Origin of the sequence: Sphingomonas sp. CBMAI 2297, assembly GCF_029870595.1 — a bacterium.
Classification (GTDB): Bacteria; Pseudomonadota; Alphaproteobacteria; order Sphingomonadales; family Sphingomonadaceae; genus Sphingomonas.
The window spans coordinates 17791-33644 of the sequence record NZ_JAPDIR010000002.1 but is presented as its reverse complement, the minus strand read 5'-3'; the positions used below and the strand labels follow the sequence as shown (position 1 = coordinate 33644).

Below are 15854 nucleotides of genomic sequence, written 5' to 3'. Positions count from 1 at the left end.
GTGGAATTACGCCGCAATCCCGTTCGGCTGCACCAGCCGCGCCGTGCCCAGCGTCAGGATCGCCTTGGCCCCGGTTCCCTTGCCGTCGCTCACCAGGTCGAGCTTGCCTTCCATCGTCAGCATCGAATTGGCGCACCAGTGGAGGCCCAGGCCGCCCGATTTGTGCGCCCGAGTGGAGAAGCCGCGCTGGAAGAGCGTCGGCGCCGTAGCGGGGTCGAATCCCTCGCCATCGTCGCGGATATGGATCTCGGTGCTGTCGCCCTTGTCCCGGATCGTCACCGAGATCGAGCCGCTGCCGCGCCCGGTCGCGGCGATGGCCTCCGCAGCATTGGCGAAGAGATTGCCGACGACCTGGCTGAGGATCACGCGGTTGGCCATCACCCAGTGCGGCTTGGACGGGAAGCTGAAGGCAATCGAATTCTCGCCCGAATAGCGCGCGATGGTGGCGTTCTGGGCGACGATATCGGTGATGTCGCAGGCATCGAGCGGCGGGCGCTCGTGCGCCGCCTCCTGCTGCTGGCCGATGATCTCCAGCACATGGTGCAGCGCCTCGCGGCCGATCGCGATCTGCGCGCGACGATCGGCCCGCTCCTGCTCGACGCTTTCGATCGCGGCGGCAAGGAAGGCGACGAGCTTCTGCCGGCGCACCGCGGGAAGCTCCTCGCTCGCCAGCTCGCCGAGCGCGCGATCGAGCAATGCCCGGTCCATCGGCGCGCCGCTGCCCAGCCCCTGGCTGAGCACGGTGCTGATCGGGTTCAGCGCATTGCGGACATTGTGCATCACCGCCACCGCGCTCTCGCTGCGACCCAGGGTGAAGCTCTGCACCTCGAGCTGCTCGCGCAGGTCCTTGAGCTGCCGGAGCATCGAGTTGAAGCTGGTGACCAGGCTGCCGATCTCGTCGTCGCGCGGCCTGTCCGTCAGCAGTCCGAGCGTGCCCGAGGCGCGGACCACGCCCATGTGGCGCTCGACGCGCTTCAGCGGCGCGAGGACGAGGCGCGCGATCATCCGGCGCAGCACCAGCAGCACGATCGCCAGCAGGATCGACGACCCGACCACGGCGAGCACGAGCATCCGCGTGCCGAGCGTCGAGAGGTCGCGCGGCACGCTATAGGTGGCCGTGGCGACCGGGCGGCCGTCCGGCCCCGGGATCGGCACGGCGATGCGGGTCCGGGTAGCGCCCGGGGCCTTGGTGATCGCGGCGACAGGATGGTCGAGGGCGAGGGCGGCCTCGAGCTGGAGCAGGGTACTGAGCTGCGCCGCGGTGACGGCGCGGGCCATCAGCACATAGCCGCGCGGCGTGCCGCTGCCGTCGCTCCTGCGCACCTGCGCGATGCCGATCGCGGCCAGCGTGTCTCCCAGGCGAATGAAGAATCCGGCCGAGCTCTGTCCATGCAGCATCCGCGCGAAATCGAACCGGGCGATGGCCTGGGCGAGGCGCGCGCGCATCGCGGGCACATCGGCCTGCTTCTCGAGGTCGAGCCAGCGCGCGATCACGATTTCGCGATCGGGCCGGACATAGGCCATGCCGTTGACGTCGAGATTGACCATGGCCAGCGTGGAGAAGCTCTCGTCCTCGAACGCCTTGGTCGGATGCGCCATATAGTCGTAGGACGAGTTCCAGTCGCCATAGTCGCGCACGGCGTTCTCGACCTTGGCCGAGACATCGTGGACGACCGCCTGGGTGCGCGCGACATGCGCGTCGACCGCGTCGCGCTCGAGCCGGTTGAAGCTCGGCGTGATGACGGTGGCGAGCATCAGCGTCAGCGCGGCGGCGCCGATGACGCCGACGCCGGTGAGGATCAGGACCAGTTTCGCGCCGAGCGAGGCCGGCGCCTTGAGGCGCCTTGCGCGGGGCATCAGCCGCGCGTCCCGTTGCCCAGCTCGACCTCGACGGCCTCCGCGTCGCCGATATATCCCCTCTGCGCGAGCACCAGCGCATCCTCGGCGTCCATCGGGCGCGCGAGATAATAGCCCTGGAGGTGGCTGCAGCCGGCGACGCGAAGCGATTGGAGCTGCGTCTCGGTCTCGACGCCCTCGGCCACCACTTCCATGCCCAGCGCCCGGCCGAGATGGATGATCGAATGGACGATCGCCGCGCTCTCGCGCTCGCGGCCCATGCCGTCGACGAAGCTGCGGTCGATCTTCAAGCAGTCCAGCGCGAAGCGGCGGATGTTGTAAAGGCTGGAATAGCCGGTACCGAAATCGTCGAGCGCGATGCGGAAGCCCATCTGGCGGAGCTTGAACAGCGTATCGGCGGCGCGCTCGACATCGTCGAAGATCGCGGTCTCGGTGATCTCGATCTGGAAGCGCCCGGGCTCGACGCCGGCATTGGCCACCCGCTCCATCACATGGCCGACGAAATTGTGGCGGCGGAACTGGCGCGGCGAGAAGTTCACCGAGACATATTGGCCGGGCCAGGTCTTGAGCGTCTCCACCGCCTGGTCGATCACCCAGTCGCCCAGTTCGTGGATCAGGTTCGATTCCTCGGCGATCGGGATGAACATGCCGGGCGAGACCATGCCATATTCCGGGCTGCACCAGCGGATCAGCGCCTCGAAGCCGGTGATCTCCAGCGCGTCGCGCCCGACGATCGGCTGGAAGACCAGCTTCAGCTCGCCCTTGGCGATCGCTTCGGAGAGACCGCCCTCGATCTGGCGGCGGAAGCGGATCGATTCGTCCATCACTTCGTCGAACAGGCGGACGATGCCGCGGCCATTATGCTTGGCCTCGTTGAGCGCGAGATCGGCCCGGCGCATCACGTCGATCGGGTCGTGGATTGTGCGCGGCTGGACGACCATCAGGCCGACCGAGGCACCGCCCTGGACCGAATGGCCGAACACCTTGAAGCTGATCGATACGGCCTTGAGCATGCGCTCGGCGATCATCGTCGCCTCGTCCTCGCCGGTGACCGGGTAGAGCATCGCGAACTCGTCGCCGCCCAGGCGCGCGACGAAGCCGTTGGCGGGCACCTGCTGGCGCAGGATCTCGCAGACCATGCGGATCAGCTCGTCGCCCGCGAGATGGCCGAGCGTGTCGTTGACGATCTTGAACCGGTCGAGGTCCATCATCGCCATGGCGAAGCATTGCTCGCCCTTCACTGCCTTGCCGAGCATGTGGAGGAAGGCGAGCCGGTTGGGCGCGTCGGTGAGCGAATCATGGTTCGCCATGTGCACGGCGCGCGATTCATTGGCGGCGAGCTCGAGCTTCTGTTCCTCGAGCAGGGCGATCGCGTTGCGCAGCTTGGCGTCCGCTTCCCAGCGATGGGCGAGCGCGGTGGCGGTCTGGATCACCTCTTCGGCCTGGAAGGGCTTGGCGATGTAGAAGATCTTGTCGACCGGGCCCGCGGCGCGGCTGATGTCGAGGGGCGAGAAATCCGAATAGCCGGTGACGATGACGAGATTGATGTCGGGATCGAGCGCGCGGATGCGGCGCGCGGTTTCCTTGCCGTCGATCCCCGGGGGCATGCGCACGTCGATGAAGGCGACCGAGAAGCGCTTGCCGGTTTCCAGCGAATCCTTGATCGCCTCGACCGCGTCGAGACCCTGGTTGAAATGCGCGCACTGGAAATCGATCGCGTCGTCGGCCGGCTCGGGCACGGCATCGTCGTCGCCGAACAGTTCGGCCGCCATCGCGTTCAGGGCGCTGGCATTGCCGCCTTTGCGGGGCCCGAACACCTGGCGATATGATTCGTGCATCGCCGGTTCGTCGTCCACGATCAGAATGCGCACGTTCGAAATCCCCTCGCTCATTCCCAAACGAGGTAAGCGGACAGCGTTAAGGAGGGGTAAAATCCGGCCCCCGCACAGAGGGAAAACCGCCAGCCAGGGTTAAGAACGGCGCGCGGTTTACCCGCCGGTCCGCGCGCGATAGCTAGTCCTCCACGATAGGAGGATGCATGACCGACCCGCTGGCCGCCCGATCTTTGCTGTTCGCGCCGGGCGATTCCGAGCGCAAGCTCGCCAAGGCAGGCGCGAGCGAAGCCGACCTGGTGCTGCTCGACCTCGAGGATGCAGTGGCCGAGGCCAACAAGCCCGCTGCCCGCGCGCTGGTCGCCGGGCATCTGAAGACCGCCGCGCGCGCGCAGCCGCAATGGGTGCGGATCAACCCGCTCGACACGCCGCACGCGCTGCTCGACCTCGCCGCGATCGTGCCCGGCGCGCCCGACGGGATCATGCTGCCCAAGGCGACCCGCGCCGAGGCGGAGCTGCTCCATCACTATCTCACCGCGCTGGAGGCCGCGCACGGCCTGCCCCCGGGCGGGATCCGCACGATCGTGGTGGCGACGGAAACCGCGCCGGCCATCTTCGGCCTGGGCGATTATGCCGGCTGTCCGCGCCTCGCCGCGCTCACCTGGGGTGCCGAGGACAGCGCCACCGCACTGGGCGCGACCCATAATCGCGACGAGACCGGCGAATATGACTTTCCCTACCAGGTCTTCCGCGCCCTCGCCCTGGCCGGGGCCGCCGCCGCGGCCGTGACGCCGATCGAGACGATCCATGGCGATTTCCGCGATCTCGACGGGCTGGAAAAGGTTGCAACCAAGGCGCGCCGCGCGGGTTTCCGCGGGATGCTCGCCATCCATCCCGATCAGGTGCCGGTGATCAACCGCGCCTTCTCGCCCTCCCCCGCGGAGATCGATCGCGCCGAACGGATCGTCGCGGCCTTCGCGGCGTCGCCGGGCGCGGGCACGATCGGCCTGGACGGCGAGATGCTCGACATGCCGCACCTGAAGCGCGCACGGGCGGTGCTGGCGATGCGCCGGTAGCAAGCGTTGATTTACCTTGGCGCAAGGCTAGGAAATTGCTGATGCTTTCCATCGAGCCCCGATGACCGACACGCCGGCCGAGCCGCTTCCGGTGGGCGAGGACGAGTTCCGCATGATCGCGGACAGCGCCCCCGTCGCCGTATGGGTGACTCGGCTGGATCGCAGGCGCAGCTTCGTCAATCGCGCCTATGTCGCCTTCCTCGGCGTCTCCTATGAAGAGGCGCTCGATTTCGACTGGCGGCGGATCATCCATCCGGACGATGCCGCGCAATTGCTCGCGCAATCGGTCGCGGGCGAGGCTAGCCTCGGCACCTTCGAGCTCGAGGGGCGCTATCGCAACGTCCATGGCGAATGGCGCTGGCTCCACTCCACCTCGCAGCCGCGCCGGGACGCGCGGGGGCGCCATATCGGCTTCATCGGCGTCGCCCATGACGTGACCGAGGCCAAGACGGCCGAACTCGCGCTGCGCGAGCGCGAGGCGCAGCTCTCGGCGTTCATCAGCCAGACCACCGCCGGCTTCGCCCAGGTGAACATCGAGGGCCGCTTCACGCTGGTCAATGATCGCTTCTGCGAGATCGCCGGCTGGAGCCGCGATGCGCTGATGGGCGGCATGACGATGCAGCAGATCACGCATCCGGACGACCTCGCCCGCAACCTGCCGCTGTTCGAGAAGGTGGTGCGGGACGGCACGCCCTATACCCATGAGAAGCGCTATGTCCGCCAGGACGGCGGCGTGGTCTGGGTGAACAATTCGGTCGCGGTGATCCGCCGGCCGACGGGCGAGCCCTTCGGCGTGCTTTCGGTGACGCTGGACGTCACCCAGCGGCGCGCCGACGAGGACGCGCTGCGCAAGAGCGAGGAGCGGCTGCGCCTCGCTACCGAGGCGGCCGGCATGGCCACCTGGGAGCTGGACCTCGAGACGATGGACGGCGCCTGGTCGCCCAACCGCTTCGACCTGCTCGGCATGCCGCGCCGGCCCGATCCGCGCGGCAGCTTCGACGAATGGATCGCCCGCGTGCATCCCGACGACCGGATCATGGTGCGCGACGCCGCGTTGCGCTGCTTCGCCGAGGGCGCGCCCTATGCGATCACCTATCGCATCCTGCGCGCCGATGACGGTGCCGAGCGCTGGCTGCAGAGCCATGGCAGCCGGATCGACTATGACGACGGCCGGCCGAGCCGCTTCGTCGGCGTCTCGTTCGACGTCACCGATCGCAGGCGCGCCGAGCAGGAGCTGCGCGAAAGCGAGACGCGCTTCCGCACGATCTTCGAACAGGCCAACGACTTCCTGATCACCACCACGCTCGACAATCGGGTGACCTCGGTGAACCCGGCGGTGGTGGAGGCGATCGGCTATCGCGAGGACGAGATCCTCGGCCGCTCGATCCGCGACTTCATGGACGCGGACCAGTTCGCGATCAGCATGGACGCGTTCAACCGCAAGCTGCAGCATGGCGGCTCGACCCGGCTGACGCTGAAGCTGCGCGCCCGCGACGGACGCGAGCTGATCTGGGAAGTCAATTCGCGGCTCAACCTCGACGCCCAGGGCCGCCCGGTGGCGCTGCATGCCATCGGGCGCGATATGACCGAGGCGAAGCGCGCCGAGGCGCATCTCCGCCTGCTGGTCGACGAGCTCAACCACCGCGTGAAGAACACGCTGGCGATCGTCCAGGGCATCGCCCAGCAGAGCTTCAAGGACGACGTGCCGCCGCACCAGGCCCGCGCCGCGTTCGAAGGCCGGCTGGCCGCGCTTTCCGAGGCGCACAATCTGCTGACGCGCGAGCATTGGGGGCCGGTCTCGATGCGCCGGATCATCGAGGATGCCCTGCGCCCGCATGGCGAGCCGAGCCGCTTCGCGCTCGATGGGCCGGACTTGCCGATCCAGCCCAAGACGGCGATCAGCCTTGCGCTGGCCATCCACGAGCTGGCGACCAATGCCGTGAAGCATGGCGCCCTGTCACGGCCGGAGGGGCGGATCACGATTCGCTGGCGGTGCGAGGATAGGGACGGCGCTCCGGCCAGGCTCGCGCTGCGCTGGGAGGAAGCGGGCGGCCCGCCGGTCGTGGCGCCGATACGGCGCGGCTTCGGCACGCGGATGATCGAACGCGGCCTCGCCGCCGAGCTCGGCGGCACGGTACATATCGAGTTCCGCCCCGGCGGCCTGGTCTGCATCGTCGACGCGCCGCTGCCCGAAGGTGCCGCGTGAGCGGGCTGCCGGGGCTGCGCGTGCTCGTCGTCGAGGACGAGCCGGTGGTCGCCATGTATCTCGAGGATCTGCTCGCGGCGCTGGGGTGCGAGATCATCGGCCCCGCGAGCAGGCTGGCCGACGGGATGGCGCTGGCCGAAGGTGGCGGCTTCGACGTCGCGATCCTCGACATCAACCTTGGCGGCGAACGCAGCACGCCGATTGCGGAGGCATTGCGCGCGCGCGGCGTGCCCTTCGCCTTCGCCAGCGGCTATGGCGCGCCGCCGGAGGGGTTCGGCACGAACGTGCCGATGATCGAGAAACCCTATCGCGAAGCCCAGCTGGCCGACGCACTCGCCCGGTTGCGGGCCTAGGTTGGGGACTCATGCTCCTTCAATCGTCATCCCCACCATCCCTTCCCCGTCATCCCCGCGCAGGCGGGGATCCAGGGCCAGGAGCAAGGGGCGCGCGGCTTGCTTTGCCGTTTCCGGCAAGCACCCGCGGGATTGCTTCGATCATCCCCTACTACCCTGGATCCCCGCCCGCGCGGGGATGACGGGTGTAGTTTCAGAGGCTTGTTTGAGTTCTCACCCTGGGCAAGCCCCGGGCCGGAACCCGTTGCTCACCGCCTCGGCGGTATAGGCTCGACTGGGAGCAGGCCCGGGACGGCGCCGGCCGGCCCGGGCTCCTATCCCTACCAGCGCTTCGACAGGCGGAGCTGCAACGTGCCGGCCTTCTCGCCCTGAGCCGCGCGCAACCCGGTCTCGAAGTCGAACGACCAGCCGCTGGAGAGGATGTCGAAGCGGGTGCCGAAGCTCAGCTGGAGCTGCTCGCGCCGCCAGCCATTGCCCGCCAGCGCATAGATCGCCGCACCCGGGATATCGGCATAGTCGAGCCACTGGGCATCGACATTGGCGAACTCGTGGTTCCACTCCACGCGCAGGCGCGGGGTGATCGAACCGAAGCCCGTCTTCTGGCGATATTGCAGGCGGCCGCCGAGCGTGCCGGTGATGGAGCGGACCTGACGGGCATCGAAGCGCAGATTGTAGCGCCCGGCGCCGCTCTCCGCATAGGCATCGAGATCGGCGTCCATATACTCGCCGCGGCCATAGATCGACCATTGCAGCGGCCCTTCGGCCCGATCGATCCCGAGCGAGATCGCCGCGATGGTGTAGCTTCCATCGCGACTGCCACGCGCCGTCGCATTCACCGCCTGGGCAATGCGCCGGGTGGTGAAGTCGAGCTGGCCGCGGCCGATCATGCCGTCGATGAAGGTGCCGCTGGCGGGCTGGACGCTCGCATAGGCAGCATAGATCGTGCTCGTGCCGCGCACCTGCGCCGCGGTGCCGATCCGGCTCAGATCATTGCCATAGCCGCCACCCAGGCCGACCAGCACGCCCTCGGAGAGCTTGATGTCGGCACCGGCGCTGAGCCCCGCGGTGGTGGCGGTGATCTTGCTGCGGTCGGTGCGCCTGTCGCGCGTGCCGATGTCGATCGCGCCGCCCGCCCAGATGGCGAGCGAACCGATCCGACGGTTGCCGTCCTCGTCCACCGCGCCCTTGCCCGGTGCGGCACGCTCGTCGCCCGCCGCGCCATCCGCGCCACCGGCACCGCCCGTGCCGGCGCCACCCGTGCCCGCGATTGTCCGGCCGGAGCCGAGCTGATCGCCACGCGAGAGCGGCGACTGCGGATTATTGACGACCCGGCCGATCGCCGGATCCTCGCCCGAGACGCGCATCCGCTCGGTGATCGCCAGGCCCCAATTCTTGTCGTCGGGGCGCTGCATCGGTGCCGAGCCGTCACGCGAAGCCAGCGTCACGCCCATCGCAAGGCCGGCGCTGCCGCCGCCATTGTGGAGCTGCTCGGCGCGCCGCATGAAGTTGGACACCTGCGCCCGGGCGAAGCGGCGGGTCGTCTCGGCCTGCGCGTCGCTGATCGCGGCGATATCCGGATCGTTGCGCGGATCCGGACGCGCCTGGACGGTGAGCGTGACCGTCGACGGAGCCGAGGCGCCGAAGACGTTGCTCAGCGTATAGGCGACCACGATCTGCCCGCCGAAGCGATTATTCGGTGTCACGTCGAGGCGATAGGTGCCGTTGCCAGTCGCCACGATCGCGGTGGTGGCCGAATTGGCCGGCGATATGCTCACCACGTTCGCGCCGGTGAACGGCCCGCGCGCCGCCCCGTCGGTGAGCATCACCGAGACCATCTGGCCGTCGCCCGCCGTCGCGGTCTTGGGTGCCGCGACCGGTACCTGGCCGACCACGGTGATCGTCACCGTGCCCGGTGCCGAGGCACCGCCCGGACCGACCGCCACATAAGTGAAGCTGTCGGCGCCGGCGAAATTCGCGGCCGGCGTATAGGTCGCGATATAGGGCGAGGTCGGCGCCGCCGCGACCGGGGTCAGGCTGGGCCCGGCCCCGCCGCTCAGCGTGACCGTGCCGTGCGCCGGCTGGCTGGCGAGCTGGATCGAGTCATAAACGCCCGTCACCAGCGCGGAGAGGTTGATCTGGACACTGGTCCCCGCCGTCGTGGTGCTGCCCGCGACCGTGGAGGTCCCCGGCCCCGCATTCGGCGGCGGCGGCGTCGCCACCGTCAGGCTCACCGTCGCCGCGGCGGAGGTGCCGCCGGGGCCGCTGACGGTATAGGTGAAGCTGTCCGCGCCGAAATAGCCGCTGGTGGGCGTATAGGTGACCACGTCGCCATTGACCGCGGTCGTGCCATGGGCCGGCGCCGTGACGACGGTGAGCATGTTGTGCACGCCGGTGACCGAGGGTGCCAGGTCGATGGGCGTGCCGCTGCTGTTATAGCCGATAGCCACGCCGCTCTTGTTGGCGGCGACCGGCGCGGCCGGCGTCGCCACCGTCAGGCTCACCGTCGCCGGCGCCGAAGTGCCGCCGGGGCCGGTCGCCGTGAAGGTGAAGCTGTCCGCACCGTAATAGGTCGCCGGGTTCGGCGTGTAGGTCACCACGTCGCCCGCAATGGTCACCGTGCCGTGCGCGGGCGCCGTGCCGATCGCGATGCTCGAATGGACGCCCGTGACCGAGGTCGACAGGTCGATCGCCGTGCCCGTGCTTGCATAGGGCACCGCCACGCCGCTCTTGTTGGCGACGGTCGGTGCCGGCGGTGTCGCCACCGTCAGGCTCACCGTTGCCGGCGCCGAGGTGCCGCCGGGGCCCGTCGCCGTGAAGGTGAAGCTGTCCGCCCCGTAATAGGTCGCCGGGTTCGGCGTGTAGGTCACCACATCGCCCGCGATCGTCACCGTGCCGTGCGCCGGCGCCGTGCCGATCGCGATGCTCGAATGGACGCCCGTAACCGAGGTCGACAGGTCGATCGCCGTGCCGGTGCTCGCATAGGGCACCGCCACGCCGCTCTTGTTGGCGGCGACCGGCGCGGCCGGCGTCGCCACCGTCAGAGTCACCGTCGCCGGGGCCGAAGTGCCGCCGGGGCCCGTCGCCGTGAAGGTGAAGCTGTCCGCCCCGTAATAGGTCGCCGGGTTCGGCGTGTAGGTCACCACGTCGCCCGCGATGGTCACCGTGCCGTGCGCCGGACCGCTGGCAACCGCGATGCTCGAATGGACGCCCGTGACCGAGGCCGACAGGTCGATCGCCGTGCCGGTGCTCGCATAGGGCACCGCCACGCCGCTCTTGTTGGCGGCGACCGGCGCGGCCGGCGTCGCCACCGTCAGGCTCACCGTCGCCGGGGCCGAAGTGCCGCCGGGGCCGGTCGCCGTGAAGGTGAAGCTGTCCGCCCCATAATAGGTCGCCGCAGGCGTATAGGTCACCACATCGCCCGCGATCGTCACCGTGCCATGGGCTGGACCGGTGGCAACCGCGATGCTCGAATGGACGCCCGTGACCGAGGCCGAGAGGTCGATCGCCGTGCCCGTGCTCGCATAGGGCACCGCCACGCCACTCTTGTCGGTCACGGTCGGCGCGGCCGGCGTCGCCACCGTCAGGCTTACCGTCGCCGGGGCCGAAGTGCCGCCGGGGCCAGTCGCCGTGAAGGTGAAGCTGTCCGCACCGTAATAGGTCGCCGGGTTCGGCGTGTAGGTCACCACGTCGCCCGCGATCGTCACCGTGCCGTGGGCCGGCGCCGTGCCGATCGCGATGCTCGAATGGACGCCCGTGACCGAGGTCGACAGGTCGATCGCCGTGCCCGTGCTCGCATAGGGCACGCCGACGCCGCTCTTGTTCGCCGCGACCGGTGCCGGCGGCGTCGCCACCGCCAGGGTCACCGTCGCCGGCGCCGAGGTGCCGCCCGGGCCGGTCGCCGTATAGGTGAAGCTGTCCGCGCCATAATAGTTGGTGGTCGGCGTATAGGTGACCACGGTACCCGCGATGGTCACCGTGCCGTGCTGCGGCCCGGTGGCGACCGCGACCGTCGAATAGACGCCGCTGATCGACGGCGCGAGATCGATGGCCGTGCCGGTGCTGTTATAGGGAATCGCGGCATTCTTGTCGGCGACCGTCGGTGCCGTCGGCGTCGCCACCGTCAGGCTCACCGTCGCGACGTTCGAAGTGCCGCCGGCACCCGTCGCCGTATAGGTGAAGCTGTCCGTGCCGAAATAGCCGGCCGTCGGCGTATAGGTCACCACATCGCCGGCAATGCTGGTCGTGCCGTGCGAAGCCGCCGTGCCGATCGCGACGCTGCTGTGCGGACCGCCGGTGATCGAGGCCGACAGGTCGATCGGCGTGCCGGTGCTGCCATAGGGTATCACCACGCCGGGCTTGTTCGCCGCGATCGGCTTGTCGATGAAGGTATAGGCCACGGAATTCGTGCTGGTCTGGCCGTTGACGGTGACCGTCAGGTTGGCCGCGCCCGAGCCGACTGCCGGCGTGGTGACGGTGAGCGAAGTCGCGCTCGCCGCGGTTACCGTGCCGTTGCCCGCCGCACCGAAGGTCACGGTGTTGTTGCCCGGCGTCGTGCTGAAGCCGGTGCCGCTGACAGTCACCACCTGGCTGACCGGGCCCGAAGGCGGCGAGACGCCGGTCACCGTCGGCACCACGGCGATGCTGCCGCTACTGGCCGAGCCGGTGGTCGGATAGCCGCTGGGCGTGAACGCCCCGAGCACGAGGCCCGAGACCGAGCCTGGGGTGATGCCGGCATAGGTCAGCGTGACCGTGCAGTTGCCCGAGGGGACGGAGAAGACGTTGAACTGGTAGTTCGCCCCCGAATCCGCGCCGCTGGCGCCACAGGTCCCGCCCGGCGCGCCGCTCACGCGGCTGAGCAGCGCGCTGCCGCTGAGCAGCGGCGCGATGTTCGGCGTAGCCGAACTGTTGGGGTTGCCGAAGGTGATCGTCAGCGTCCCCGTCGAGCCGACGCCCAGCGAGGCCGTGGAGAAGCTGAGCGAAGTGGTGACGGCACCCGCCGCGCCGATGGTGAAGCTCTGCTGCACCTGCGCCGCCGGGTTCCAGTTGGTATCGCCCGCTTGGTTGGCGTTGATCGTGCAGGTGCCCGTGCCGACCATCGACACGGTGTTGCCGCTAATCGTGCAGACCGCCGGCGTCGCCGAGCTGAAGGCCACGACGAGCGGCGCGTTCGTCGTCGCGCTCACGGCATAGGTCGCGCCGCCCACCGTCGCGCCGGTCGGCGCGGTCGAGGCGAAGGTGATCGTCTGGTTGCCCTTGGCAATCGTGACCGTGACGATCGAGCCGATCGTGGTGACCGGCGTGCCCTGGCCGTCGGTCACCTTGATCTGGTAGCTGAACGATCCCGCGACCGTCGGGCTGCCGCTGACGGTGCCGTCGGAGCCGAGCGTCGTGCCCGGCACGAAGGCGCCCGCATTCAGGCTGTAGGTATAGGGCGTGAGGCCGCCCGAGGCCGTATTGGCCTGGCTGTAGCTCCCGCCGACGATCAGGCCCGAAGCGGAGCCGGTGGCGAGCACCAGATTGGCCGGAGTCACGGTGAAGCTGCGCGAGACGTCGGTCGCCGCGGCCCAGTTGGCGTCGCCGGCCTGGCTCGCCGTGATCGCGCAATTGCCCGTCTGGAGGAGCGTGAGCGTGGTGCCGGAGACGGTGCAGACGCTCGTGGTGGTCGAGGCGAAGCTGACCGTCAGGCCGGAGGTCGCGGTGGCCGACAATGTCAGCGGCGAAGCCGAGAGCGAAGCATTGGGCAGCGCCGCGAAGCTGATCGTCTGGCTGCCCGAGACCACGGTGATGCTGTAGGACTGCGTCGCGGTATAGGGGCCGCCGCTTCCCGCCGACGAGCCGTCGGTGACGGTGACGTCGAAATTGGACGTGCCGGTGGCAGTTGGCGTGCCGGTGATGACGCCGGCAGCGCTCAGCGTCAGGCCCGTCGGCAATGCGCCGCTGGTGCGGGCAAAGGTGTAGCCCGTCGTGCCGCCGCCGCCGGTGAAGCTCTGCGAATAGCTGGTGCCGACCGTGGCGCCCGGCAGCGCGCCGGCGGCCGGGGACAGGGTGACCGTGGGTGCCGCGATGCTCAGCGTGAGCGAGCCGGTCGGCTGGGTGAAGGGGCCGGTGCCGAGCGAGCTGTCCGTCACATTGGCGGTGAAGGTGAAGTTGCCGCTCGCCGCCGGCGTGCCGGTGACGGTGCAATCGCCGTTGAGCTGCGTGCCCAGGGGCAGCGCCCCGGATGCCAGGGTCGTGGAGCAGCTATAGGTCGCCCTGCCGCCGCTCGTGTTGATCTGCACGCCCGACAGCGCGATGCCGCGCGTGCCGCTGCCGGCAAGGGTCGATACCAGTGTCGGGTTGCTCACCGGCACCGTGACCGTGGCCGGGGCCGAGGTGCCGCCCAGATTGGTCGCAGTGAAGGTGAAGCTGTCATTACCCCGGAAACCGGCGGGCGCGTCATAGGTGACGAGCCCGGCGGCATTGACCGAGACCGAGCCGCCCTGGGCCGTGGTCGCCGAACCCACCGCGAAATTGGTCGGGCTGTTCGTCGCATGGCCGGCAATGCTGAAGGTCAGCCCGGTGCCGTTATAGGCGACCGCGGACGCGGTGAACGAGCTGGCGACCGGCGCGGCAATATAGGTATATTGATCGGCCGCGCTGGTCGCGCTGGTGCCGCCCGGCGTGGCGACCGTGACGTCATAGGTGCCGGCCAGGCTCGCTGGACTGTTGTTCACAGTAATCTGGGTGTTGCTGTTGATCGTGTAGGCCGCGAGCGTCGCGCCGAACTTCACTGCTCCCGTCGGGTTCGCCGCCGAGAAGCCGGTGCCGGTGATCGTCACCGTGGTGCCGCCGCTGGTCGGGCCGGCGGTCGGCGAGATCGACGTGACCGTCGGTGCCGCCACATAGGTGAACTGGTCCGCGGCGCTGATCGCGCTGGTGCCGCCAGGCGTGGTGACCGTGACGTCGTACGTGCTCGCGGCATTTGCCGGCGACGTCGCGGTGATCTGCGTGTCGCTGTTGATCGTATAGGTCGCAAGCGCGGCGCCGAACTTCACTGCCCCTGTCGGGTTCGCCGCCGAGAAGCCGGTGCCGGTGATCGTCACCGTGGTATTACCGCCAGTCGGGCCGGCTATGGGCGAAACCGCCGTAACCGTCGGTGCGGCGACATAGGTGAAGCGGTCCGCCGCGCTGGTCAGGCTGGTGCCGCCCGGATTGGTGACGGTGATGTCCACCGTGCCCGCGCTGCCGGCCGGCGAAGTCGCGGTGATCTGGGTGTTGCTGTCGATCGTATAGGTCGCGGGATTCGCGCCGAACAGCACCGCCCCCGTGTTGTTCGCGATCGAGAAGCCGGTGCCGGTGATCGTCACCGTGGTATTGCCCCCGATCGGGCCGGCGGTCGGCGAGACGCCACTGACGGTGGGCAGCGGCGGGTTGACGGTCAGCGAGAAAGTCTTGGACGACGTGCCCGTCCCCTGATGGCTCACGGTGACGGTGAAGGTCGTGGCGGCAATCGTGGCGGTCGGCGTTCCGGTGATGGCGCCGGTGCCGGTGTTGAACGAAAGGCCGCTCGGAAGCGTGCCGCCGCTCAGCGCATAGCTGTAGGTCCCCTGGCCGAAGGACGCGGTGACCGGCGTGAAGTTCATCGCCGTGCCCACGACGCCCGTGGCCGACGCGATCGCCTGGTTGGCCCGGACGCCGCAATAGACGGTCCAGGTCACAGTGCCGCCGGGGCCGCTGCCCGGAATCGTGCCGGAGGGCGTTACGGCGCGGGAATCCACCGGCAGGGTGAAGGATCCGTTGCCACTCGCCGCCGACGTGCTGGGCACGATGTCGATGCCGAGCCCGCTCAGGCCCGAATAGGTCAACCTCGCGGTGATCGAAGGATCCGAGACCGTGTAGCTGTAATACAGAACGGTTCCCGCCGCGTAATTGACGATGCCCGTCTGATTGCCGGGAGGTGCCGGGTTCGTGACGGGGCCGCTGGTGATGACATAGGCGCCCCCGTCATAATTGGCGGGATTGTTCCTGAGGTAGTTGCAGCCATCGCCATCGGCGGCCCGGACGGCGGCCGGCGACAACAGGATCAGGGCAGTCGACAGCGCCAGCACCAGGGCATGCGCCTTGCGCCAAAGGCCATTCGACAGCGAAGCGATATCGGGGAGCAATCCGATCAGGGCCGCGAGCCATTGCCACCTGAAGGGCCGGAATGCCGTGCGCCCTCCGGACCCGGCACGCACCATGTTCCCCACATGGGCCGCCTTTGGCGTGAAAAGCTGCTTCATATCCCCCGACCCCAGCTTTCACGCGCCGGATGCAGATCCGGCGCGTTCTTGCAATCGATTCACGACGAAACGGCAAGCATCCCCACTTGGCCGCTACATCCCCATTTACGCGCTACAACTCGCTAAAATGAGATGGAATCGTAAAAAACCCGTCATGTTATGCATATGATTTCATAAACATGCAATCTTATCCGCTGTCCTGACTTGAGATGTGGGCGGGGGCGCAATCCTCAATTATTACACCAATTCGGTGCCACAAATGATTTTGG

The 15854-nt window shown here is 68.7% G+C and carries 6 protein-coding genes; 3 read left to right on the top strand and 3 right to left on the bottom strand.

The genetic code is table 11. The features are described from left to right. Positions 1 to 6: 6 nt before the first annotated feature. Positions 7 to 1857 carry a CHASE4 domain-containing protein gene (locus tag OMP43_RS02870; RefSeq protein WP_280278141.1) on the bottom strand — a complete coding sequence of 617 codons (1851 nt, stop codon included), beginning with the start codon at positions 1855 to 1857 and terminating at the stop codon, positions 7 to 9. Further along, entirely contained in the window at positions 1857 to 3749 is a 1893-nt protein-coding gene (locus OMP43_RS02865; protein WP_280278139.1) for an EAL domain-containing protein, read from the bottom strand. Before OMP43_RS02865 ends, OMP43_RS02870 begins: the two co-directional genes overlap by 1 nt. A gap of 146 nt (positions 3750 to 3895) precedes the next feature. Between OMP43_RS02865 and OMP43_RS02860 the strand changes: the two genes are divergently transcribed. From OMP43_RS02860 to OMP43_RS02850, 3 genes are all read left to right on the top strand, one after another. Further along, the gene (locus OMP43_RS02860) at positions 3896 to 4765 is read left to right on the top strand and encodes a CoA ester lyase (RefSeq protein WP_280278137.1); all 870 of its coding nucleotides are present in this window, start codon (positions 3896 to 3898) and stop codon (positions 4763 to 4765) included. 61 nt (positions 4766 to 4826) lie between these two features. Next, positions 4827 to 6971 (top strand): PAS domain S-box protein, encoded by a 2145-nt coding sequence (locus OMP43_RS02855; RefSeq protein ID WP_280278135.1) that lies wholly within the window; start codon positions 4827 to 4829, stop codon positions 6969 to 6971. Continuing rightward, a complete protein-coding gene (locus OMP43_RS02850; RefSeq protein WP_280278134.1) occupies positions 6968 to 7324 on the top strand; it encodes a response regulator in 357 nt (118 codons plus the stop codon). The genes OMP43_RS02855 and OMP43_RS02850 overlap by 4 nt, the downstream gene beginning before the upstream one ends. A gap of 320 nt (positions 7325 to 7644) precedes the next feature. Here the strand turns inward: OMP43_RS02850 and OMP43_RS02845 are convergent, their stop codons facing one another. Continuing rightward, entirely contained in the window at positions 7645 to 15585 is a 7941-nt protein-coding gene (locus OMP43_RS02845; protein ID WP_280278133.1) for an Ig-like domain-containing protein, read from the bottom strand. Between the last annotated feature and the right edge of the window lie 269 nt (positions 15586 to 15854).

Coding starts and splice junctions, on each gene's coding strand:
- OMP43_RS02845 (WP_280278133.1), bottom strand. CDS start 15,585: ATGAAGCAGCTTTTCACGCCAAAGGCGGCCCATGTGGGGAACATGGTG.
- OMP43_RS02855 (WP_280278135.1), top strand. CDS start 4,827: ATGACCGACACGCCGGCCGAGCCGCTTCCGGTGGGCGAGGACGAGTTC.
- OMP43_RS02865 (WP_280278139.1), bottom strand. CDS start 3,749: ATGAGCGAGGGGATTTCGAACGTGCGCATTCTGATCGTGGACGACGAA.
- OMP43_RS02870 (WP_280278141.1), bottom strand. CDS start 1,857: ATGCCCCGCGCAAGGCGCCTCAAGGCGCCGGCCTCGCTCGGCGCGAAA.
- OMP43_RS02860 (WP_280278137.1), top strand. CDS start 3,896: ATGACCGACCCGCTGGCCGCCCGATCTTTGCTGTTCGCGCCGGGCGAT.